General features: G+C 72.4%; 15 protein-coding genes and 2 pseudogenes. 6 read left to right on the plus strand and 11 right to left on the minus strand.

Annotated features, from left to right (window positions below; translation table 11 throughout):
* Positions 1 to 49: 49 nt before the first annotated feature.
* From IG86_RS0132530 to IG86_RS0132540, 3 genes and pseudogenes are all read right to left on the minus strand, one after another.
* A pseudogene (locus IG86_RS0132530) lies at positions 50 to 313 on the minus strand (CBS domain-containing protein); the annotation flags it as partial.
* Positions 314 to 361: 48 nt separating this feature from the next.
* The gene (locus IG86_RS0132535) at positions 362 to 1,885 is read right to left on the minus strand and encodes a DEAD/DEAH box helicase (protein WP_030901766.1); all 1,524 of its coding nucleotides are present in this window, start codon (positions 1,883 to 1,885) and stop codon (positions 362 to 364) included.
* A gap of 308 nt (positions 1,886 to 2,193) precedes the next feature.
* Positions 2,194 to 2,397 carry a cold-shock protein gene (locus IG86_RS0132540; RefSeq protein ID WP_030831492.1) on the minus strand — a complete coding sequence of 68 codons (204 nt, stop codon included), beginning with the start codon at positions 2,395 to 2,397 and terminating at the stop codon, positions 2,194 to 2,196.
* A gap of 335 nt (positions 2,398 to 2,732) precedes the next feature.
* On the opposite strand from IG86_RS0132540, the pseudogene IG86_RS45640 reads away from it, so the two are divergent.
* Positions 2,733 to 2,903, plus strand: a pseudogene (locus IG86_RS45640) (two-component sensor histidine kinase); the annotation flags it as partial.
* Here the strand turns inward: IG86_RS45640 and IG86_RS0132545 are convergent.
* The 7 genes from IG86_RS0132545 to IG86_RS0132575 all read right to left on the minus strand — a co-directional run bounded on the left by IG86_RS0132545 (position 2,870) and on the right by IG86_RS0132575 (position 13,336).
* Positions 2,870 to 3,526, minus strand: coding sequence for a response regulator (locus IG86_RS0132545; protein WP_030831489.1), 657 nt, complete (start codon positions 3,524 to 3,526; stop codon positions 2,870 to 2,872). The pseudogene IG86_RS45640 and the gene IG86_RS0132545 overlap by 34 nt on opposite strands.
* The gene (locus IG86_RS0132550) at positions 3,523 to 4,665 is read right to left on the minus strand and encodes a sensor histidine kinase (protein WP_030831486.1); all 1,143 of its coding nucleotides are present in this window, start codon (positions 4,663 to 4,665) and stop codon (positions 3,523 to 3,525) included. The genes IG86_RS0132545 and IG86_RS0132550 overlap by 4 nt, the downstream gene beginning before the upstream one ends.
* Positions 4,666 to 4,729: 64 nt before the next feature.
* Positions 4,730 to 6,784, minus strand: a complete 2,055-nt coding sequence (locus IG86_RS0132555) for an MMPL family transporter (RefSeq protein ID WP_051785543.1) — start codon at positions 6,782 to 6,784, stop codon at positions 4,730 to 4,732.
* A 164-nt stretch (positions 6,785 to 6,948) separates the two neighbouring features.
* Entirely contained in the window at positions 6,949 to 8,703 is a 1,755-nt protein-coding gene (locus IG86_RS0132560) for a methyltransferase (protein ID WP_234316251.1), read from the minus strand.
* A 109-nt stretch (positions 8,704 to 8,812) separates the two neighbouring features.
* The gene (locus tag IG86_RS0132565; protein WP_234316250.1) at positions 8,813 to 10,024 is read right to left on the minus strand and encodes a 4-hydroxybenzoate 3-monooxygenase; all 1,212 of its coding nucleotides are present in this window, start codon (positions 10,022 to 10,024) and stop codon (positions 8,813 to 8,815) included.
* A 105-nt stretch (positions 10,025 to 10,129) separates the two neighbouring features.
* On the minus strand, positions 10,130 to 11,755 hold the full coding sequence (locus tag IG86_RS0132570; protein ID WP_078906112.1) for an alpha/beta fold hydrolase: 1,626 nt from the start codon (positions 11,753 to 11,755) through the stop codon (positions 10,130 to 10,132).
* Positions 11,756 to 11,767: 12 nt separating this feature from the next.
* Positions 11,768 to 13,336, minus strand: coding sequence for an alpha/beta fold hydrolase (locus IG86_RS0132575; RefSeq protein WP_030831471.1), 1,569 nt, complete (start codon positions 13,334 to 13,336; stop codon positions 11,768 to 11,770).
* Positions 13,337 to 13,605: 269 nt separating this feature from the next.
* Between IG86_RS0132575 and IG86_RS0132580 the strand changes: the two genes are divergently transcribed.
* From IG86_RS0132580 to IG86_RS0132600, 5 genes are all read left to right on the plus strand, one after another.
* A complete protein-coding gene (locus IG86_RS0132580) occupies positions 13,606 to 14,568 on the plus strand; it encodes a DUF4436 family protein (RefSeq protein ID WP_078848508.1) in 963 nt (320 codons plus the stop codon).
* A 90-nt stretch (positions 14,569 to 14,658) separates the two neighbouring features.
* Complete coding sequence (locus IG86_RS0132585; RefSeq protein ID WP_030831463.1) at positions 14,659 to 15,666, plus strand: polyphosphate kinase 2 family protein; 1,008 nt, start codon at positions 14,659 to 14,661, stop codon at positions 15,664 to 15,666.
* A gap of 16 nt (positions 15,667 to 15,682) precedes the next feature.
* On the plus strand, positions 15,683 to 18,403 hold the full coding sequence (locus IG86_RS0132590) for a cation-translocating P-type ATPase (protein ID WP_030831460.1): 2,721 nt from the start codon (positions 15,683 to 15,685) through the stop codon (positions 18,401 to 18,403).
* Positions 18,403 to 20,160: a SulP family inorganic anion transporter gene (locus IG86_RS0132595; protein ID WP_030831457.1), complete on the plus strand. Its 1,758-nt coding sequence runs from the start codon at positions 18,403 to 18,405 to the stop codon at positions 20,158 to 20,160. Before IG86_RS0132590 ends, IG86_RS0132595 begins: the two co-directional genes overlap by 1 nt.
* A gap of 99 nt (positions 20,161 to 20,259) precedes the next feature.
* Positions 20,260 to 22,041, plus strand: coding sequence for an alpha/beta hydrolase (locus tag IG86_RS0132600; RefSeq protein ID WP_173429247.1), 1,782 nt, complete (start codon positions 20,260 to 20,262; stop codon positions 22,039 to 22,041).
* 15 nt (positions 22,042 to 22,056) lie between these two features.
* On the opposite strand, the gene IG86_RS0132605 is transcribed toward IG86_RS0132600, so the two are convergent.
* On the minus strand, positions 22,057 to 22,839 hold the full coding sequence (locus IG86_RS0132605) for a CPBP family intramembrane glutamic endopeptidase (protein ID WP_078848510.1): 783 nt from the start codon (positions 22,837 to 22,839) through the stop codon (positions 22,057 to 22,059).
* Positions 22,840 to 22,879 lie beyond the last annotated feature (40 nt).

Genomic DNA, 22,879 nt, shown 5'->3' on the forward strand with positions numbered 1-22,879 from the left:
CAGAAGGGGAATGGTCCGGCAGCGGGGCGGTTCAGCCTGCGAGGGCCGGGACGTCGCGCAGCCTGAGCCGGTCCGTGTACGCGTCGCCGGCCCGGACGGCGGCGAGCTGGGCCTGGGTGACCCGTCCGGTGTACACACCGGACGGGTCGCAGACGAGCAGATGCCCCTCGCGGGCACTGGCCATGACGGACAGGGCCACTTCGACCGTCATGTCGTCACAGATCTGCGGGACGCCCGCCTCCGGGGCGTCGCCCGCCGTCCTCTGGCCCGGGTCTGCGTTGCGGGAGCGGAACGGCATCTGGATCAGCGTCAAAATCGTGCCTCCTGCGGGGTTGGGCCGGCTTGGGCGATCGAGGGGTTCTCAGGCCGCCGCGTCGAAGGCTGTCCGGCGCTCGGCCACGCGCCGGGCCGCCGAGGCGGAACTGCGCCGGCCGCGGGAGGCCGTGCTGCGCTTGGACCGCTCCGACACCGGCGCGGTGATGGTGACGGGGACGCCCGAGGGGGTGCGCGCACCGGTGATGCGATGGAGCGCGTCGTCGCCGGAGCGGACCTGAGTTGCCTGGGGAACGATGCCGGCCGCGGTCATGAGGCGGGTCATCTCACGGCGCTGGCCGGGGGTGACCAGCGTGACGACGCTGCCGGACTCGCCGGCGCGGGCGGTGCGGCCGCCCCGGTGGAGGTAGTCCTTGTGGTCGGCCGGCGGGTCGACGTTCACGACGAGGTCGAGGTTGTCGACGTGGATGCCCCGGGCGGCGACGTTCGTGGCGACGAGCACGCTGACGTGCCCGGTCTTGAACTGGGCCAGGGTGCGCGTGCGCTGGCCCTGGGACTTGCCGCCGTGCAGGGCGGCAGCGCGGACCCCGTTGTGGAGCAGGTCCTGGGTGAGGCGGTCCACGGCGTGCTTGGTGTCGAGGAACATGATCACCCGGCCGTCGCGGGCTGCGATCTCGATGGTGGTCGCCTGCTTGTCCGTGCCGTGGACGTGCAGGACGTGGTGTTCCATGGTGGTGACCGCGCCCTGCGAGGGATCCACGGAGTGGACGACGGGGTCGGTCAGGTAGCGGCGCACCAGGAGATCGACGTTGCGGTCCAGGGTCGCGGAGAACAGCATCCGCTGGCCGTCCGGGCGCACCTGGTCCAGGAGCGCCGTGACCTGCGGCATGAAGCCCATGTCGGCCATCTGGTCGGCTTCGTCGAGGACCGTGACGGCGACCTGGTCGAGCCGGCAGTCGCCGCGGTCGATGAGGTCCTTGAGGCGCCCCGGGGTGGCCACGACGACTTCGGTTCCGCCGCGCAGCGCACTCGCCTGCCTGCCGATCGGCATCCCGCCGACCACGGTGGTCAGACGCAGTCCGACGGCGCGGCCGTAGGGTGCGAGGGCCTGGTTGACCTGCTGGGCGAGTTCCCGGGTCGGGACCAGGACCAGTGCCAGGGGCTGACGCGGCTCTGCGCGCCGTCCGGCGGTGCGGGCCAGGAGCGCCAGGCCGAAGGCGAGGGTCTTGCCGGAGCCGGTACGTCCTCGGCCGAGGACGTCGCGGCCGGCGAGGGAGTTCGGCAAGGTCGCGCCCTGGATCGGGAACGGCACCGACAGCCCCTGGGCACCGAGCGCGGCCAGCAGCTCGGCGGACAGGTCGAGATCGGCGAACGCCTCGACCGCGGGCAGCGCGGGAGTGATCGTCTTCGGCAGGGCGAACTCACCGGGTACCGCGGCGGGGCGTCGGCCGTGGCCGCCACCCGAGCGGCTCGGGCCCCCCGAACGGGCCGGGGCGGACGAACCGAAGCGGTTGCCCCGACCCGAGCCCGAGCCCGAGCCGGACCCGAAAGCGGGGGCCCCGGTGCGGCCTCGGGTACGGGAAGAACGGTTGTTCGTACGCGTGGGGTTCATGCAGAACCTTCCTTGATACGGCACGCATCAAGGAATTCCCTCCACGGAAAGAGCAGCGCGGGGAATCACGAGAACGAGCCGAAATGAATGCGACAGTCGATGTGACCGCAGAAAATCCATGCGGGCAGAATCACTGGAACAGGCGATGTCTCACGGAAATGGATCCGGAAAGTCAACGGGGACGGCGCGGAGGAGGCGGCATCCCTGGAATGCTACGTTCTCGCAGGTCGAACCACTGCGGGAAATACGTGCAGCTGGGGCCCACACCCCGAGGGATGCGGGCCCCAGCTACGAACCACGCGTCAGCGTCAGGCGAGAACGATGTTCTCGGCCGTCGGGCCCTTCTGACCCTGCGCGATGTCGAAGGTGACCTTCTGGCCCTCGTTCAGCTCGCGGAAGCCCTGGGAGGCGATGTTCGAGAAGTGGGCGAACACGTCGGCACCGCCACCGTCCTGCTCGATGAAGCCGAAACCCTTTGCCGCGTTGAACCACTTCACTGTGCCAGTAGCCATGCCATGTCTCCTTTGGGGCAGTACAACGGCGTCCGCACCGTGCGAACACCGTGTCGCCGCGATGATGCCCCACCGGAAAATGACCCGGAAATACGAAGCGCTTCCTGCGGCACGAAGGCCGGCCGGAGACGCCTGAAGTTTTTGGGTACCAAAACTGCAACCGAGATCGACAGTAGCACGTCACGGCGGGTTGCGTTCGTCCGAGAATTGCAACAGCGGAGGGAGGCCAGAAAATCTCCCTGCGGGATCCGCTCAATTCTCAGAGCGCGAGCACAGATATTCTTTCGCCCCGGCGCGGCCGATTCCGGGCGGGCGGTGGACGGCGCCGTCGGGGCGGCGGCATCGCCGAGGACGACCTGCCGCGCGTGTTCGACACCGGCTGGCGGGGCAACCCGGCCCGTACCCCGCCGTCCGGGGCGGGGCTGGGGCTGGCGATCGTACGGGGCACCTGGCCCGGCGGCGGGAGGGGCCGTCAGGCGCCTGGCCGCACCAGGCCCGACTCGTAGGCGATGATGACCAGTTGGGCCCGGTCGCGGGCGGCCAGCTTGCCCATGATCCGGCTGACGTGCGTCTTCGCGGTGAGGGGCGAGAGGCCCAGGGCCTCCGCGATCCCGGTGTTGTTGAGGCCCCGGGCCACCAGTGCGAGGACCTCGCGTTCGCGGTCCGAGAGGCCGTCCGGGCCGCCGGTCGCCGGGGTTTCCGGGAGCGCCAGGGCCCGGGCTATCAGCCTGGAGGTCGGGCCGGGCGACAGCAGGGCCTCGCCGGCCGCGACCGTACGGATCGCGGCGAGGAGTTCCGCGGGGCGGATGTCCTTGACGACGAAGCCCGAGGCGCCCGCCCGTAGCGCCTGCATGACGTGCTCGTCGGTGTCGTACGTGGTGAGGACCAGCACCTTCACCCCGGCCAGGTCCTCGTCGGCGGCGATCAGCCGGGTCGCCCCGATGCCGTCGAGTTCGGGCATCCGGACGTCCATGACCACCAGGTCGGCCCGGGCCGAACGGGCCAGCTCGACCGCTTCCCTGCCGTTGGCCGCCTGACCCACCACCCGCATGTCCGGTGCCGAGTCGACGAGCATCGCGAACGACGCCCGGACGAGCGTCTGGTCGTCCGCGAGCAGGACCCGGATCACACCGTCACCTCTCTGCCGGGGAGCGGCAGCTGCGCCGCGACTTCGAAGCCCCCGCCGTCGCGGGGGCCCGCGCTCAGTGTGCCGCCCACGCTCCTCGCCCGCTCGCGCATCCCGAGGATCCCGTACCCGGAACCGCCCGTCCCGCCGGGGGCGGTCCCGCCGTTGGTCACGCGGACCGTCAGCACGTCCTCGTCCAGACCGACGTCGACCCTCAGGTCCGCGCCCGGCGACCCGTGCCGTACGGCGTTGGTCAGGGACTCCTGCACGATCCGGTACGCCGCCGCGCCCACCGCGGCCGGGACCTTCGCCGCTCCCGTCCGTACCGTGAGGTCCGCGCCCGAGGTCCGTACGAGATCGGGCAGCGAGGCCAGGTCCGGCAGCGGTCCCTCCGGGGTGGCCCGCAGCACGTCCAGGGTCGTGCGTACCTCGCTGCGGGCTTCCCGGCAGGTCTCGGTGATGCCGTCCAGCGCCTTGACGAGCGCCTCCCGGTCGAGCCGGTCGGGATCGGCGACCAGGACGTGCGCGGCGACCGACGTCTGCACGCCGATGAGCGTGATCGAGTGGGCGAGGAGGTCGTGCAGGTCCCTGGCTATCCGCAGCCGTTCCTCGGCGACCTTGCGTTCGGCTTCGCGCTCCGCCCGCTCCATCACTCCCGCCACCAGCTGCCGGTAGAGCCGGATGCTGGCGCCGAAGACCAGCATGGCGATCACCCAGCCGGAGACCCTCAGCAGCTCCACCATCTCGTGCGGGTTGACGAAGAGCTGCATGGTCAGCGTGACGGAGGTGACCGAGAGACCCACGAAGAGCGTCCGCTTCGGCCGGCCGGTGGACGCGACCGTGTACAGCGCGGTCATCGAGGCCGGTATCGGCGCCAGGTGCATGTAGTCGAGCGCGTGGTACGGGGCGACGCAGGCGACCACGGCGAGCAGCACCGGCATGGGCGCCCTGCGCCGCCACGCCAGCGGGACGTGGGCGGCGAGCAGCAGGGCCCAGCCGAGGGCGTCCGGGGCGCGGCCGTCGTCGACGGTCAGTGCGAGGACCGCCGCGAGGGCCGCGAACACGGCCGCGGCGGACGCGTCGCACCGCACCGGGTACGGCGCGGCCTGCGGGTCGCGGGTGAAGGCCGCTGCGAAGTCCATGGTGTCCATCCTCTCCGAGGGGCGGGGGCTCCTGACAGGCCGGGGAGCCCCCGCCCGGCCCCGATCAGACCCGTGCCGGTGCCCGCCCGGCTCCCGAACCGGCCCTGGCGGGCGCCCTGTCGGCCAACGGGCCCGGCCACCACACCTTTCGGCCGAGCAGCACGCTCGCGCTGGTGACGAGGTAGGTGCGTACCAGGAAGGTGTCGAGGAGGACGCCGACCGCGATCACGAAGCCGAGTCCGGCCAGTTGCACCATGGGCATGTTGACGAGGACCGCGAAGGTGGCGGCGAGGACGAGTCCCGCCGAGGCGATCACCCCGCCCGTGGTGCGCAGGGCGGTGAGGGCCGCGGCTCCGGGTTCCGCCCCGTCCAGGCACTCCTCGCGCATCCGGTGGTGCATCAGGAAGATGCCGTAGTCGACGCCGAGGGCGACGAGGAAGACGAAGGAGAGCAGTGCCAGGCCCGGGTCGGTGCCCTCGAATCCGAAGAGGGACTCGAAGGCGAGACCGCCGATGCCGAGGGACGCGCCCCAGACGGCGACGACCGCGGCGACCAGGATCAGCGGTGCGACGAGGCTGCGCAGCAGCACGATCAGGACGAGCAGGACGACGACGATGACGAGGGGGACGACGATGCCCCGGTCGCGGGCGTTGGTGTCGGTCATGTCGAGCTGTTCGGCACTGGGCCCGCCGACGTACACGCCGTCGCCGAGGGCGGAGCGCAGCTCTCTGATGGTGGCGGTCTCGGCCGGTGACTGCGGCGGGTGCGCGGCTGTGACCGAGATCTCCGTCCACCCGTCTCCGCTGCGGCCCCGCTCGGCCTTCGCGACCCCTTGGGTGGAGCGCGCGGTCTCCAGCACGCCGGAGGAGGCTGCTGTCGGGGCGACGACGGTGATGGGCTGGGTACCCGTCTGCGGGTACGCGGCGGCCAGCGTCTTCATTGCGGCGACCGCTTCCGGGGTGGAGCTGAAGGAGTCCTCCTGCTTGAGGGCCCCGGGCAGGTTCAGCGTGCCGAGGGCGAGGGCGGCCAGGGCGGCGGCGCCGGTCAGGAGTACGGCGAGGGGGCGCCGGCCGGCCGAGGAGCCCATGGCGGCGAAGAGGGAACGGCGAGCCGCCTTCGGCTCGCTGCCGTAGGCCGGGATCAGGGGCCAGAACACCCGGCGGCCGAGGACGACGAGCAGGGCGGGCAGGAGCGTCGTCATCGCGACGAGTGCGCACAGCACGCCGACGGCGGCCGTGGGGCCCATGCCCCGGCTGCTGTTCATGTCGGCGGCGAGCAGGCACAGCATGCCGAGTGCGACGGTCCCGGAGGAGGCGAGGACGGCGGGGCCGCAGCCGCGCAGGGCGGCCGTCATCGCGTCGTACGGGTGCGGGGTGCGGCGCAGTTCCTCTCGGTAGCGGGAGACCAGCAGGAGGGCGTAGTCGGTCCCCGCGCCGAAGACGAGGATGGTCATGACGCCCGTGCTCTGGCCGGAGACGCTGATGTCGAAGCCCTGGTGGAGGGCGTAGGTGACGGCCATGGAGAGGTAGTCGGCCACCCCGGCGACGGCCAGCGGGACGAGCCAGAGGAAGGGGCTGCGGTAGATGAGGATCAGCAGGACGGCGACCACGGCGACGGTCGTGTAGAGGAGCGGCCCGTCGAGGGACTCGTAGACCTCGCTCGCGTCCGTGGCGAGGGCGCCGGGGCCGCCCACCTCGCCGCTGACGGTCTCGCGGACGTCGTGGACGAAGGCGTCCCGGGCGGCCTCGTCCGTGCCGGGCCCGGTGCTGGACACGGCGTACAGCAGGGTGGTGCCGTCCTCGGAGGGCACGGCCTGCGGCGCGGAGGTGAGCGGGTGTTCGGCGGCGACCTGCCCCACCTCCCGGGCGGCGGTCGCCCTGTCTTCGGATGTCAGTCCGCCCTCTCGGTGGTAGACCAGCACGAGGTCGGTCGAGTCGCCGCCCGGCAGCTGCTCGGTGATCTTCGCGACCTGGGTGGAGTCGGCGCTCGCGGGCAGGTAGTCGACCGCCCGGTCACGCTGTACGTCGCCGAGCTTCCCGGCGAGAGGTGCGGCGAGGGCGATCACGATCACCCACAGGGCCAGCACCCCCCAGCCGAGGATCCTCTTTCGGCCCTCCATCGGGGCTCCCTTCGTCGGTCCTCATCGGTCCTCATCGGTCGGTCCCAGGCTCTCGCCGCGGGAAGGCCGATTCGTCGCGCTGAAGGCCGAGTCGGGAGGTACTGCCGGGGGCGGTGCGGTCCGGGGACTACTCCCGGGGGAGTACGGGGGCGGGCCTCCCGGCGTCAGGTTCTGCGGGCGTGGAGGGTGTGCGCGCCGAGGGCGAGCGGGGTGTGGCCGACGAGTGCGAGGCCGCAGTCGGCGAGCAGCCGGGCGTAGTGCTCGGCGGTGCGTTCGCGGCCGCCGGTGTTGCACATCATGTGGAGGTCCCACGCGGTGGCGAGGGAGGCGGCGCCGTCGGCCGGCAGGAGGCGTTCGACGACGAGGAGGTCGGCGTGCCCGGGCATGGCGTCGGCGCAGTGGCGCAGGATGCTCCGGCAGCGGTCGTCGTCCCAGTCGTGCAGGACGCGGGACAGGACGTAGACGTCGCCACCCGGCGGGACGTCCGCGAAGTCGCCCGGCCGGAAGTCGCAGCGGGCGCCGACGGGCGTGGCGGCCAGCCTCGTGCGGGCGGCCGCGAGCACCTGGGGGCGTTCGAGGAGGATGCCGCGCAGGGTGGGGTGGGCGGTCAGGATGCGGCCGAGGAGTTCTCCGGTGCCGCCGGCGATGTCGACGACGGTGCGGGGGCGGCCGGGGGCGGTGGCGGCGGCGGTGAGGACCGGGTGCGCCGGGAGGGGTTCGAAGATGGGGGCGCTCGACACCATGGACTGGTCGAAGAGGGTGGCGAGTTCGGGGTGGCGGGCGAAGTGGTCGAAGTGGTTCTCGCCGTAGAGGTGCTCGAAGCCGGGCTGTCCGCTGCGGACGGTGTGGGCCAGGTGGGCGAAGGACTGGTAGAAGGGGCCGCCGTACATCAGCGCCAGGGGCCGCATCGAGCCGGGCGCCCGGGCGTCCAGGAGCGCGCCGACGCCGGTGAGGCGGAAACCGTCCGGGCCGTCGCGGACCACGCCCAGCATGGCGAGGTACCTCAGCAGGGTCGCCAGGCTCTCCGGGTGGGCGCCGACGGTCCGGGCCAGTTCCGCGGCGGGGGTGCCGGTGTGGCGGTCCATGGCCTCCGGCAGCCGCAGCTGTGCGCACGCGGCCAGGGCCTGGGTGGTCCAGGCACCGGTCAGCAGCCGCAGGAGCGTTTCCGCCGGCTGCGTCTCGCCGTGCTCCCCTGCGGGGCCGGCCGCCGCGTCATGGGCGCCGAGGTGCTCGGCCAGGACGTCGCGGTGGTCGCCGCTCCCGTACAGCTCCACGCGCCGGTACGCCGTCTTCGTGTCGGCGGGGGCGGTGAAGTAGAAGACGGTGCCGTCCTCGTGCAGGTTGTATCCGCCGCCGTCGGCGGCGGCGCCCTGCCGTGCGAAGCTCGCCAGGAGCCCGCGCAGCACCAGCGGGTCGGGCCGTACGACGTCGAAGGCGAGGTGCGCCTCGTGTTCCCGGCGGCGTTCGTCGGCGGCGATCGGCGACAGTGCGGAACCGGGCGGCACGGTCAGCGCGAAGACCTCCACCGCCCGGTGCTCTCCGGCGGGGCCGCGGACCTCGGGACGGAGAATCCTTACGTCAAGATCCGCGAGGTCGCGGCGGTGGCGGGCGGCGAGGCGTTCGCGGACGACGACACTGGGCTGCGCCGGCGCGTCGGTGGGCAGAGCGCACCCCGCCAGTTCCCTGCGCAGCGTGTCCTCGTCGGGCGGGAACACCAGGACGGCGGCGTGCGCGAAGCGGCACTGGTCCGTCAGCGCCCGCAGTTCGGGACCGCCGAGGCCGGGCAGCACCCGGGAGAGCAGGTCGCAGGTGTCCTGTTCGCGCACGAACGCGGCCGTCGCGCTCAGCCGCCCCGCGTCGTCGACGGCGGCCGCCGTCATCGTGGTCGCGGGCATGGTGAAGGGAGGTTCTGAGTGCATTCGGTGTCCGTGTGTGAGGGAGGAGGCCCGTGCGTGGGCGCGGGCAGCCGTCGGCCGGGCCCCGGGAGGATGGGGCCGGGGAGGAGCGGGGAAGGAGGGAGAAGGCCCGTCAGATGCCGACGTAGTTCTCGGCGAACCAGTCCTGCTGGGTGTGCGAGGTGCGCAGCGAGGCGATCCGGGAGTGGCGCAGACGTTCCTGGAAGAGCGAGGCTCCCCCGGGATCCGAGGCGTCGTGCAGGAGACGGACCATCCAGTGCGAGAACTCCTGCGCGCGCCAGATGTGGACCAGGCACCGCTCCGAGTAGCGGTCGAGCGGCTCGGGGTCGCCGTGGACCAGCGCGTCGGTCAGGGCGTGGGCCAGGATCTCGGCTTCCAGCACCGCGAGGTTGGCGCCCTTGGCGGCGGACGGGCTGATCAGCCCGGCGGCGTCGCCCACCAGGAACAGCGAGCCGTGGCGCAGTGGTTCGAGGACGTCGGACTCCAGGTCGACGACGGTGCGCTGGACGAACGGGCCGCGCCGCAGGGGTCCGTACTGGGCCGCGCGCATGCGCAGGGCGAGTTCGTCCCAGATCCGGTCCTCGTGCCAGGCGTCGGCGCGGGTCCCGCGGTCGCACTGCAGGTAGTAGCGGGTGATCTCGGCGGAGCGGGCCATGTGTCCGGCGAAGCCGCTCGGGTGGAGCGCGTAGCCCACGGCGTCCAGGCTCGGCGGTGCCTCGGCGAGCAGCCCCAGCCAGGTCACACCGTGGTCGCGGTGGTGGCGGTGGACCGCGCCGGGCGGGAGCGAGCGCCGCCCCGCCCCGTGGCGGCCGTCGCAGGCGGCGACGAACCGGGCCCGCCAGCGTACGGGGCGCCCGTCGCCGTCCCGTACGGTCACCGAGGGCGTCGGGCCGTCGGCGTCGGCCACGGCGACCGCCTCGGTGTCGAAGAGGATCGTCCCCCCGGCGTCCAGGAACTGCGCCTGCAGGTCGGCGACGAGTTCGTGCTGGGGGTAGACGGTGTGGGGCTCGCCCCGGCCGAGGTGGCGGTAGTCCAGGCGGAAGCGGCCGTCCTCGGTGCGGAATTCACACACGCTGTGTTCCTGCCCGCGGCGGCGCAGCCCAGCGTCCAGACCGTTGCGGGCCAGGATCCGCACGGTGTTCGCGGCGAGGAAACCGGCCCGTGCGCGTTTGTGGAGGCCGTCACGACCCGCGCGTTCCAGGACGACGCAGTCGATGCCGCGGCGGAGTAAGAGGTTCCCCAGCACCAGGCCGGCGGGACCGGCCCCGATGACGACCACATCGGCCGAGTCCTGTGCGACTGCGGCATATTGACTCTCTGTCACAACGGTGGATCTTAGGCACTGAAAAGTTCAAAGATCGTCCAGAATCACCCGTATGGTCCGCACGATGAGAAAAGGATTCTGCCGCCACCGTCGAACACGGCCGGATCAGGGGGCGATCTCGAACTCCGGTGCCTTCAGGTCCTTCAGGCAGGCGGTGTCCGGGGCCTGCGGGTCGTCGAAGAACGACACGGCGATCTCCTGCGCGCACTTCGACGTCGCGAACACCACGTGCGGCTCGTACGGGACCGTGACGGCCTTGGCCTTGCCCAGCGTACGGGCGACGTATGCGCCGTTGTCCGCACCGGTCTGGGAGTCGAAGCCGCCCGACAGGGCGAGGGTCGGGATGTCGCCGCGCGTGGCGTCACGGATGGAGGGCGGCGCCGCCGGGACGTTCCAGACGTCGCAGTCCGGGCGGAGGGAGGTGAGCTGCGGCGCCTGTGCCTGCACCGAGGGCGGGAAGGACGGGAACGTCTCCTGACCGCCGCGGAGCGCCTGTTCCTGGGTCTCGTACGGCGTCCACTCGCTGCAGAAGACGCCGTAGACGAGACCGTGCGCGATCCTGCCCATGGCCTGGGGGCTGAGCTTGCCGCCCGCCCACTGCTGGGCGATCCGCTGCGGCTTGCCGTTCGCCAGCTCGTCGAGGGCGGCGGGCACCTGGGGCGCCACGTGGGTGGCCGAGGTCATCCAGTTCACCAGGGCTCCGCCGTCGAGGACGACCTTCACCGGCTTGTCGCTGCCGGGGAGCGTGACGGTGGTGGTGACCGGCTTGGCCTCCAGTTGGCGGACGAGCCTGTCGAAGGTGGCCGACAGGTTCGGATAGCGCTTGTTGCACGCGGGCTGGGCCGCGCAGGCCTTGAACAGGCCGTCGAATCCCTGCTTGGCGCTGCTCCAGGTGGCCGCCGAACCGGACCTGGACGGCGGGAGGATGCCGTCGATGCCCACCGAGCGGAGTCCCTCGGGGTGCAGGCGCATGTAGACCAGGGCCAGGTGGGTGCCGTAGGAGATGCCGTAGAGGTTCCACTTGTCGATGCCGAGCGTCTTGCGGAGGTCCTCGTAGTCGGCGGCGCTCTCGATGTCGTTGTAGGCGCTGAGGTCGATCCCGCGGGCCGCGAGCTTGTCGCGGCAGGCCTTGGTGGCCTCGACGTGCAGGCGCTCGGTGGCCGGTGCGTCGTGGGGGAGGCCGACCGCGCGTGCGTTGAACTCGTCGATGTCGGGGCACAGGAGGTTCGGGTCGGCCGAGTACGTTCCGCGCTGGGACATGAAGATCACGTCGCGGTCGCGGTTCAGGCCTCCGTCGATCGCCATCTTCGCCTCCCCCACCGCGTCGTCTCCGGGACCGCCCGCGAGCCAGACGATGGGGTCGGCCTTCGGTGTGCCGGACGCCGCCGGCACGATCGCGACGCCGAGCCGGACGGAGCGGCTGTCGGGCTTGCCGCGGTTCTCGGGCACGGTGAGCGTTCCGCAGCGGGCCCCTTCGAGGGCCTCGATCGGTTCCGGTGTCTTCGGGCAGGGGCCCGGTTCGAAGGCGGCGTCACCCACGGTCCGGGCGACCGTGCCGCTCGGCGCACCGGGGGTGGGGTCGGTGCCGGTACCGGCTCCGGTGGTGGTCTGCGCCCGGGCGGGCGCCGCGAGGAGGCCGGCGACGAGGAGGGCGGCCGCCAGGCCGGCCGACGACGGAGCCAGGAGTCTTCCCGCGGAGCGGTGACGGCGAGGCGCACGTGCGGGGGTCATCTGCCCTCCCGGTCATTCGGGGATGATCGTGAACGGTTTGGGCTCCACGTCGTCCACGCAGCTGGTGTCGGGCGCGGTCGGGCGGGCGAAGAACGAAGCCAGGACGCTCTGCGCGCAGGGCGACTGCGGGACCACCCAGTGGCCGATTCCGGGGACCAGCACGGAGGTCGAACGGGACAGGTTGCGGGCCACGTCCTTCGCCCAGCTCGCCCCCGTCTTCACGTCGAAGGTGCCGGAGATGACGAGCGCGGGCACGGAACTGACCGTGGGCACCCGCTGGGCGGCCGCGCGGTCCGCAACGTCCCAGATCCGGCACGCCGGGTACTGGAAGGGAAGTTGCGGCACCTCGGCGAGGACCGTGTCCGGCCACGCGGGATAGACCTTGCGCCCGGCGTTCAGCACGTCGGTCTGCGAATACCCCGGCGCCCATTCGCCGCACACCACGGACTGCGTCAGTCCGTGCGCGAACTCGCCGGTCTTCTGGACCGATCCGGCCGCGCGTGCCTTCGCGAAGCGCTCCGGGTTTCCGGCTGCGAGCTCGTCGAGCGCCGCCGGAAGGTCCTCGGGCCGGGGCGAGAAGGCGACGATCAGGTTCAGGAGCGCGCCGCCGTCGAGGACGACCGTGACCGGCTTTCCCCCGCCGGGCGGCTCGACGTTGAGCGTCAGGGGGTGGGCCTCGAGCCTGCGCACCTGTTCGGTCAGCATCTGGCGGAAGTCCGGGTAGCGGTCCTTGCAGGCGGGCTGCGCCGCGCAGGCCTCGATGATGTTGTCGATCCCCTCGGCGGTGCTGGCCCACGTCCACGGAAGGGTCACGTGCTGGGGAGGCGTGATCGAGTCGATCGCGAACGCGCGGATGCCCTCGGGGTGCAGGCGCAGGTACGTGAGGGCCAGGTTGCTGCCGTACGAGTAGCCGTAGACGTTCCACTGACGCAGCTTCAGCGCCTTGCGCAGGTCGGCGAAGTCGGCGGCGTTCTCCGTGGTGTTGTAGGCGCTCAGGTCGATGCCCTGGGCCGTGAGGCGGTCCCGGCAGTCCTTGACGGCTTTCAGCATGAGCTGTTCGGCCTGCTCCGAGTCGTAGCCGAGGCCGACGGCCTGCGCGTTGAACCGGTCGACCTCCGGGCAGGCGAGGTTCGGCCGGTCGTAGAGGTTGCCGCGCTGGGCCATGATGATCAGGTCGCGGTCCTTGTTCAGGCCGGAGTCGACGAGGAAGGGAATGTCGTCGAAGGTGTCGGCGCCGGGACCGCCCGCCATGAACACCACGGGGTCCTGCGGGGGCTTCGCCGGGTGGATGGCCGCAATGACGGCGACGGCCAGTCTGATGGTCCGGCCTCCCGGGCGGGAGCGGTTCTCGGGAACCTCCAGGTAGCCGCAGCGTGCGTCGCCCAGAGCCTCGATGGGCTCGGGCGGCTTCGGGCAGGGGCCGGGCACGAACCGGGCCGGGGCCGCCGTGCCGGGGCCGGCGGACCGGGAGTCCGGTGACGCGGTACCGCCGGCTGCCGGGCCGCCGGGTGTCGGGCCGAAGGCGGTCAGACAGACCAGTGCGGCCGCGGCGGTCACCGCGTGGAGGGTGTGCTTCGGCATGGGCTTCGTTCCTCTGCCGGCATCGACGGCGGGCCTGCTGGGCCAAGCCCCAGCGTTGGGGCGGAACGCTCCTTGTCGACGCTACCGGTTGCACCGTACCCACGCACGCGGAGCGGATCAGCGGCCCTGGGCCGGGTCGGGGCCGGTCGGCGCCGACACACCCGCCCGGGTGCGGCGGATCACCGGCCCGGTCGACGAGGATCGTACGGCGGCGGCGTCGAGCCGGACACGAGTCCGTCGCCCCTTCCCGCCTCGCCGCCGGAGTCACCATGGCCCCACCCTCGGACCGGTCGCGCCCCCGCCCCCGCCGGGCTTCGCTCCTGCCGGTCCTGCTGCCCATCGCGGTGCTGATCGTGGTGGCGGTGGCCGTGGGGTCGTGGCTGCAGTTCACCGAGCGGCAGGCGATCGACACCGTCCACACGGTGGGATCGGGAGCGGCCGACCGGGTGGACGTGCGGGCGACCGTCCAACGCGTCGACGCAGCGGCCAGGGAGCTGGTGCTGCGGGTCCGGGTCACCCCGCGCGGGTCCCTCGGCGAGGAGGACGGCACCGCCCCGGTCGGGGACCTCAGCCTCCAGACCACCGAGGCGACCGTCGGCGACCTGTCGTTCCGGGCGCACGAACGGCTCACGGCCAAGGACGTGAAGGTCGTCATGACGGGTGGGTCGATCGGTGACTACCCGTTCGACGCCTACGAGAGCGACATCGGGTTCTGGGCGCAGATGGACGGCAAGGAGGTGCCCGTCCGGATGATGTTCTCCAACAACGACACGCTCTTCTCCGTCTCCGTGACCCCCTGGCCCTCCCCGCAGGAGGCCGCCCTGGGGCTGGAGTTGGTCCGGTCGGGCAGCCTGCTCGTCTTCGCGGTGCTCATGATGGTCGTGATGTGGGCGCTGGCGGCGTCGGTGCTCATCGGGACCTGGTACCTGACGTCCCGCGGCGAGGGCCTGGTCTGGCCCGCCCTCGGCTGGATGGCCGCGACCCTGTTCGCCCTCTCGGCGTTCCGCAACACCGCACCCGGCTCACCCCCGATCGGCTGCGTGCTGGACTGGTTCGCCTTCCTGTGGGCCGAGACCGTCATCGCCCTCTGCGTGATCGCCGTGGTCCTCACCGGCGTCCGCACCGCACTGCGCCAGGACGACGGGAGGACGGACGACGGCAGGACGGACGGCAAGACGGACGGCGAACCGGACGGCGGGACGGGCGATCTTGGCGGGGCGAGCAGACAATGAGCACGAGGCGCCCGGCACGGTGAAGGTCCCGGGCCGGCGCTCGACGCCGCCCGCCGCAGCGCCGCGGGTCCAGCGAAGGACTGATGGGTGATGTCGGACGAGAGAGCCGAACGCATCGCGGATTTCATCGAGCCGCTGCGGGTGGAGCCCGGGTCGCGGGTACGCCTCGACCGGGACTTCGATCCCCGCTTCAAGGCCGGCCTGAAGAAGCGGGACGGCGCCGAGCTGCTCCGCGTCGGGGTGTCGTTGCTGGCCGAGTACCAGGACCGGCTGGCCGCCCAGGACACGTACGGCGTGCTGATGTGCCTCCAGGCCATCGACGCCGGGGGCAAGGACGGGACGATCCGTCACGTGATGAGCGGCGTCAATCCCCAGGGCGTACGGGTCAGCAGCTTCAAGGTGCCCTCCGCCGAGGAGCTGGACCACGACTACCTGTGGAGGTACGCCCGGCGGCTGCCGGCGCGCGGCGAGATCGCCATCTTCAACCGCTCGCACTACGAGGAGGTCCTCGTCGTGCGGGTGCACCCCGACAACCTCGTCCGGCAGCACCTGCCCGAGGATGCCTGCGGGCCGGACGTGTGGGACCGCCGCTACCGGGAGATCAACCGCTGGGAGCACTACCTCACGGACAACGGGTTCAAGGTGGTGAAGATCTTCCTGAACCTGTCCGAGGAGGAGCAGCGCGCCCGCTTCCTCAAGCGGATCGACCGGCCGGAGAAGAACTGGAAGTTCTCCGCCGCCGACGTCCGGGAACGGCGCCGCTGGGACGACTACCAGCACGCGTTCTCCGCGATGCTGTCGGCCACCAGCACGAAGTGGGCGCCGTGGTACGTCGTGCCGGCGGACCGGAAGTGGTTCGCGCGGATCTGTGCGGCGGCGGTCCTCGCGCACACCCTGATGGACATCGATCCCCAGTACCCCGACGTGGGGGAAGAAGCGCGCAAGGCCCTCCTCGTCACCCGGCGCGAGCTGGAACGGGAAGCCCCCGCCGGGGCCCCGGCCGATCCGTACGCCGACTCCGCCTCCCGGCGGCGCGGCAAGAAGAAGCACGGGAAGAAGCACGGGAAGAACGAGCGCGGGAAGAACGAGCGCGGCTGAGGCCGGAGGCACGACGATGACGGTGCGGGCGGAATCTGCGGGAGAGCGGCCCCGGGCCCCGGGAGACGGCTGGTACACGCGTGCTCCGGAAGAGGTCGTGGCCGCGTTCGACGTCGATCCGGCGGTCGGTCTGTCCTCCGCGCGGGCGGTGGAGCTCCTGGCCGCGCACGGACCGAACGCGCTGCCGGAGGAGGAGGGGGTCCCGGCCTGGCGGCGGTTCCTCGCGCAGTACCGCAGCTACATGCAGATCGTCCTGCTGGCCGCGGCGGCCGTGTCGCTGCTGATCAGGGAGTGGACCACCGCGGTCCTGCTGCTCGTGCTGACCCTGCTGAACGCGGTGGTGGGCCTGCGCCAGGAGGGCAAGGCCGAGAGCGCGATGAACGCGCTGCAGTCGATGATGAAGGCCACGGCGAGGGTCCGCAGGGACGGCTCGGAGGCCGAGATCCCCGCGGAGGGGCTCGTCGTCGGCGACGTCGTGCTCATCTCCGCCGGGGACCAGGTGGGGGCGGACGGGCGCATCATCGAGGCCAGCGCCCTGCAGATCGACGAGTCGGCGCTGACCGGCGAGAGCGTTCCCGCCCTGAAGGACTCCGGGACGCTCACGGGCTCCCTGCCGGCGCCCGGCGACCGGACGAACATGGCGTTCATGAACACGCCGGTCACCCACGGCAGCGGCGTGCTCGTCGTCACCGCGACCGGCGCCGGCACGGAGCTCGGCAAGATCTCCGGGATGCTGTCGGCCACGGAGAAGGAGGTGCCGCCGCTCACCAAGGAGCTCGACACCCTGACGCTGTGGATCACGGCCGCCGCGGGCCTCACCATGATCGTGATGTTCGCCCTGGGGCGGCAACGGGACCAGGCCTGGGACGTGTTGTTCGTCAGCGCGGTCTCGCTGGCCATCGCCGCCATCCCCGAGGCACTGCCGACCGTGACGCAGGCGATCCTGTCCGTCGGCAGCCTCAACCTGGCCAGGCGGAACGCCATCGTCAAGGAACTGCCGTCGGTCGAGACCCTGGCGTTCACGTCGGCGATCAACTCCGACAAGACCGGCACCCTGACGATGAACCAGATGACCGCCGTCGAGGTGCTGAGCCCGACCGACCGCTACACCGTCTCGGGCACGGGGTACGGGCTGGCGGGGAGGGTCCACCACGCGGCGGGCTCCTCCGCCGGCATCGAGGACGCGATCCTGCCGTACGTGGTGGCCAGTGACGCGAAGCTGGTGGACGGCGAGGTGGTGGGCGACCCCACCGAGGGCGCGCTGCTGGTGCTCGCGCACAAGGCCGGGCTGGACGTCGACGCCACCAGGGAGGGCCTGCCCCGGCTGGCCACGCTGCCGTTCGACCCCGGGTACAAGCTGATGGCCACCTTCAACGAGGCGCGCGACGCCGCCGGACGGCCGGTCGTGCGGTGCCACGTCAAGGGCGCCGTCCCGGCGGTGGTGGCTCGGGCCGCCACCGCGCTCGCCGCGGGCGAGACCGTCCCGTGGGACGCCGCGCTGGCGGCGCGCGCCGAGGAGCAGACCGAGCGGATGGGCGGTGAGGGGCGCCGGGTGATGGCCGCCGCGACCCGGGACCTGGATCCGGCCGGCTTCGATCCGGAGGGCGACCTGCTCGCGTACGTCAGGGAGCTGCGGATGACCAGCCTCGTCGGCATGGTCGACCCGCCCCGCGAGGAGGCCAGGGCCGCCGTGGCCGACGCCCAGGCGGGCCACATCCGGGTGCGCATGGTGACGGGGGACGACGTCACCACCGGTGCGGCGATCGCCCGGCAGCTCGGCATCCCGGGCGAGGCGATCCTCGGCGCCGACTTCGCCGCCCTGAGCGAGGAGGAGCAGCTCGACCGGATCGACGGCATCGGTGTGGTGGGGCGGGTCGCGCCGGAGCACAAGGTGCTGCTCGCCGACACGCTCAAGAAGCGGGGCGACGTCGTGGCGATGACCGGGGACGGCGTCAACGACGCGCCCGCCATCAAGTCCGCGGACATCGGGATCGCGATGGGCAGCGGCACGGACGTGGCGAAGAACGCCGGACGCATGATCCTCTCCGACGACAACTTCGCCACGATCGTCTACGCCGTGGAGCAGGGCCGCAGGATCTACGACAACCTCACCAAGTACATCCGGTTCGTGCTGCTCCTGCTGGTGACCTTCGTGCTGACCTTCCTCGGGGCCACGGTCTTCAACATCGCCGCCGGTGAGCCCTTCACGCCTCCGCAGGTGCTGTGGATCCACTTCGTCGTCAACGCCTCCTTCGGCTTCGCGCTGGGCTTCGACCGGGAGAGTCCCGGGCTGATGCGGCGCAGGCCGCGCCCGCGCGGGGAGTCGGTGCTCACCCGGCCGGTGCTGGTCACGGTCGGACTCGGCGGGCTGGCGATCACCGTCGTCCTGCTCGGGCTCATCACGCTCGGCAAGGCCCACTTCGACAGCGTCGCGACCGGTCAGTCCATCGCGTTCACCGCCTTCGCGCTCTGTCTGATCGTGGCCGCCTTCGAGTGCCGCAGCGAGACGGAGTCGGTGCTGACCCCGTCCACCTTCGACAGCCGGCAGATGAACTGGGTGGCACTGGCCCAGTTCGTGCTGGCGGTGCTGGCGACCCAGATGGACGGCTTCCGCCGGCTCCTGGGGACGACGGAGATCGATGCCCGGCAGTTCGGCTGGGCGGTGCTGGCCGCCCTCGCCCTCCTGCTCCTGTGGGAGCTGGGCAAGCTCGTGGCCCGGCGGTCCCGGAGCACCTGATGGGCGGACGGTCCGCGCCGACCCCGCGCGGGCACCGCACGCTCGTCTCCCGGGTGCGGGCCGTCCCCGGGGTCCGGGCCGCCTCGTCGTACCGGCGGGAGTGGCTGGTCAAGGACCTGGTGGCGGGTGTCGTGCTGACCACGCTGCTGGTTCCGCAGGGCATGGCGTACGCCGAGCTGGCGGGCCTGCCGGCCATCACCGGGCTGTACACGACGGTCCTCTGCCTGCTCGGCTACGCGGTGTTCGGGCCGTCCCGGATCCTGGTGCTCGGACCGGATTCGTCGCTGGGGCCGATGATCGCCGCCACCGTCCTGCCCATGGTGGCCGCCGGCGGGGATCCCGACCGGGCGGTGGCGCTGGCGTCGGTGCTCGCGCTGATGGTGGCGGCCCTGATGATCCTGGCCTCGGTGGCGAAGCTCGGCTTCGTCGCCGATCTGATCTCCAAGCCGACGATGATCGGCTACATGAACGGGCTGGCGCTCACCATCCTCATCGGTCAGCTCCCCAAGCTGCTCGGCTTCTCGGTCGACGCGGACGGCCTGATCGGCGAGGGCGCCGGCTTCGTGCGGGGCCTCGCGGACGGGGCGGCGGTGCCGGCCGCCGCCGCGGTCGGCATCGGCGGGATCGTCGTGGTCCTGGTGCTGCAGCGCTTCCTGCCGAAGGTCCCGGCGGTCCTCGTGATGGTCGTCCTGGCGATCGCCGCGGCCGTCGCCCTCGACCTGGGCGAGCACGGTGTCGCCCTGGTGGGGGAACTGCCCGAGGGCCTCCCGCCGTTCACCCTCCCCGCCGTGCGGCTCGCCGACCTGCCGCTGCTGCTGGGCGGGGCCGCCGGCATCGCCCTGGTGTCGCTGGCCGACACGATCTCCAACGCGTCGGCCTTCGCGGCCCGTACGGGGCAGGAGGTCCGCGGCAACCAGGAGATGGCGGGCGTCGGCGCGGCCAACCTGGCGGCCGGTCTCTTCCAGGGCTTCCCCGTCAGCACCAGCGGGTCCCGTACGGCGGTGGCGGAGCGGGCGGGCGCCAGGACCCAGCTCACCGGGGTCGTCGGAGCGGCGCTCATCGTCCTGATGCTCGTGCTGGCTCCGGGCCTGTTCCGCGACCTCCCCCAGCCGGCCCTCGCCGCCGTCGTCATCACGGCGTCGCTGTCCCTGGCCGACGTCCCCGGGACCGTACGGCTGTGGCGGCAGAGCCGTACGGAGTTCCTGCTGTGCGGCGCGGCCTTCGCCGGCGTGGCCCTGCTCGGCGTGCTGCAGGGGATCGCGATCGCCGTGGGCCTCTCCGTCCTCAACGTCTTCCGGCGCGCGTGGTGGCCGTACCGCACCGTGCTCGGGCGGGTGCCGGACCTGGAGGGCTACCACGACGTGCGCTCCCACCCGCGGGCCCGGCAGCTGCCGGGCCTGGTGATCTACCGGTTCGACGCACCGCTCTTCTTCGCCAACGCCAAGACCTTCGCCGACGAGATCAGGCGGCTGGCCGGCGCGGACCCGCCCCCCACCTGGATCGTGATCGCGGCGGAGCCCATGACGGACGTGGACACCACCGCCGCCGACGTCCTGGAGGACCTCGACGAGGCGCTCAACGCGGACCGGGTGCACCTGGTGTTCGCCGAACTGAAGGATCCGGTGCGGCGGAAGATCGAACGGTACGAGCTGACCCGCACCATCGACCCCGCCCACTTCTTCCCCACCGTGGAGTCCGCCGTCGCCGCCTACCGCCGGCTCACCGGGGCCGAGTGGGCGGACGGCGACGACCGTTGACCGGGCAACGCCGGCCCGGGGCCGTCCAGGTGGGTAGGGCCCGGCGGCCCGGATGGCAGACGCGGCCGGACCGCGGGACCATGGCCCCGGAGGACTGCGATGACTCATGACCCGCCGGCGTCCGCGTCGTCGTCCCCGCCGGACGGACCGCCGCCGGCCGAGGACGGGGCCGGGGCCGCGCGCGCGACCGGACGGGCCGGGCAGGGCGGACAGGGCGAACAGGACGAACGGGCCCGCGACTCGGGCAAGCGCCGCCGTCGGATCCACGTCACCCTGCCCGGCTGCTGGGGCGCGCTCGTCCTCGCCTGCCTGTCCTTCACCCCGTCGCTCCTCCCCCGGGGCGGCGTGCTCCAGGGGCTGATCTGCGGCATCAGCGCGGCCATCGGCTACGGGATCGGCGTGGTCGCCGCCTTCGTGTGGCGGGCTTTCGCCGACCGGGACGCGCGGAGCCCCTCACGCCGGTCCTGGCTCGTCCTGCTGGTCTGCTCGGTCGTCCTGTTCGGCCTGGCGTTCGGGCTCGGGCAGTACTGGCAGCACCGGATCCGCCGGCTCATGGAGGTCACCGACTACAGCGCCCTCGCCACCGTCGCCTGCCCGTTCGTCGCGGTCGTCGTCTTCTACCTGCTGCTGATGGCCGGGCGCGGGCTGCGGCGCCTTTACCACGGGGCCGCCCGACTGCTCGGGCGCTGGATCGGCCCGCGGGCGGCGCGGGTGGTCGGCTGGCTCCTGGTGGCGGGTGTGGCCTGGTCCGTGGTCAGCGGGGTACTGCTGGGCGGCTTCGTGAACGCCGCGAACGAAGCGTTCTCGGTGCGCGACACCGAGACGCCTGAAGGGGTGCACCAGCCGACCTCCGTCCTGCGCTCGGGCGGGCCCGGTTCGCTCGTGGCGTGGGACTCGCTGGGCCGGCAGGGCCGGGCCTTCACCGGCAGCGGACCGACGGCCCAGGACATCGGCGCGTTCACACGCCGCACGGCACGGGAGCCGGTCCGGGCCTACGCCGGGCTGTCGACCGCCGAGGACACCGAGACCCGGGCGGAGCGGGCCGTCGCGGACCTGCAGCGGGCGGGCGGCTTCGGGCGGCAGAACCTGCTCGTGACGACCACGACGGGCAGCGGCTGGGTCGATCCCGCCGCCGTGGACTCGTTCGAGTACCTCGGCAACGGCGACACGGCCACCGTGGCGATGCAGTATTCGTACCTGCCGTCCTGGCTCTCCTACCTCGTCGACCAGTCCAAGGCGCGCGAGGCCGGCCGCGAGCTCTTCGACGCGGTCTACGACGTGTGGTCCAAGCTGCCCCAGGGCGAGCGGCCCCGGCTGTTCGTGGCGGGTGAGAGCCTGGGGTCCTTCGGCGGCGAGACGGCCTTCAGCGGGGAGTACGACCTGCGCAACCGCACCGCCGGAACCTTGTTCGCCGGTCCGCCCAACTTCAACACCCTGTTCCGGGAGTTCAGCGATCACCGCGACGCGGGCAGCCCCGAGATCGAGCCCGTCTACAAGGAGGGGCGTACGGTCCGGTTCACCGACGACCCGGCCACCGGGGTGACTCCGGCGGACCGTGCGTGGGACGGCACCCGGGTGCTCTACCTGATGCACCCCTCCGACCCGATCGTCTGGTGGAGTCCTTCTCTGGCCCTGTCCGAACCCGACTGGATCGGACAGGCGCCGGGCGGTGACGTGCTGGAGGAGATGGTCTGGATGCCGTTCGTGACCTTCTGGCAGGTCACCGCCGACCTGCCGTTCTCGACGGGGGTGCCCGACGGGCACGGTCACACGTACAAGGCCGCCTACGTCGACGGCTGGAACGCCGTGATGAGACCGGAGGGGTTCACGGCGCAGGACCTGGACCGGCTGCGGGAGATCGTCCGGCCGCCGCAGGACTGAGCCCGCCTCCGGCGGTCAGGACAGCAGGTACCCGGCCACGTAGCCGAACGCGTTGACCGCCCAGTGCAGGCCCATGGGTGCCAGCAGGCTGCCGCTGCGGCGCCGCAGTTCGCAGAACAGGACGCCCGCCGCGGCCGTGAACACGACGGCCGCCACGACGGCGAGGGCGGCGCCGGCCGCGGAGTCCCCGAACACCTCGGTCAGAGCGGGTTTCGCGGTCGCCAGGTGCAGTGAGGGCAGTACGTGCCAGAGACCGAACAGCAGGCTCGACACGGCCGTCGCCCGGAGCGCCCCGTGGGAGCGGCGGACCAGACCGTACAGCACCCCCCGGAAGGCGACCTCCTCCAGCAGGACGGTTCCGACGGGGACCAGCACGAGGACGCGCAGGGTGACGTCGCCCGCGCCCATTGCGTCGTGGCGCCGGTCCTCGAAGAGGCTTCTGGTCGCCGGCAGCAGGGCTCCTACCAGGTAGACGAGGGCGACCAGGGCGATCAGTGCCAGCGCCCACCGGGCACCGCGGGCGTAGGTCCCGGGAGCCAGGCCCGCGTCCGCCGCGGTGCCGCCCGCCCGGTGGAGCACTCCGAGCAGCAGGGCGCTCGCGGCGACGGCCGTCACCAGGCCGAAGGGCCCGCTCCAGTAGTGCACGGCCAGGTTGGCGGTGACGAGGACGGCCAGGGTGAGTCCCACGGCCGGCCAGGTACCGATCGGTCCGCGCCGTCGGCGCCGCGGCGGGCCGCTCGCGGCCCGGTGCCCGGGTGCTCCGCGCCGCTGGGCGTCGTCGTGGTCGCCGCTGGGCATGACGCCCACGCTACCGGCCGCCTCCCGGCGGCGCTCGGCC

It is taken from the genome of Streptomyces virginiae, assembly GCF_000720455.1.
Lineage (GTDB): Bacteria > Actinomycetota > Actinomycetes > Streptomycetales > Streptomycetaceae > Streptomyces > Streptomyces virginiae.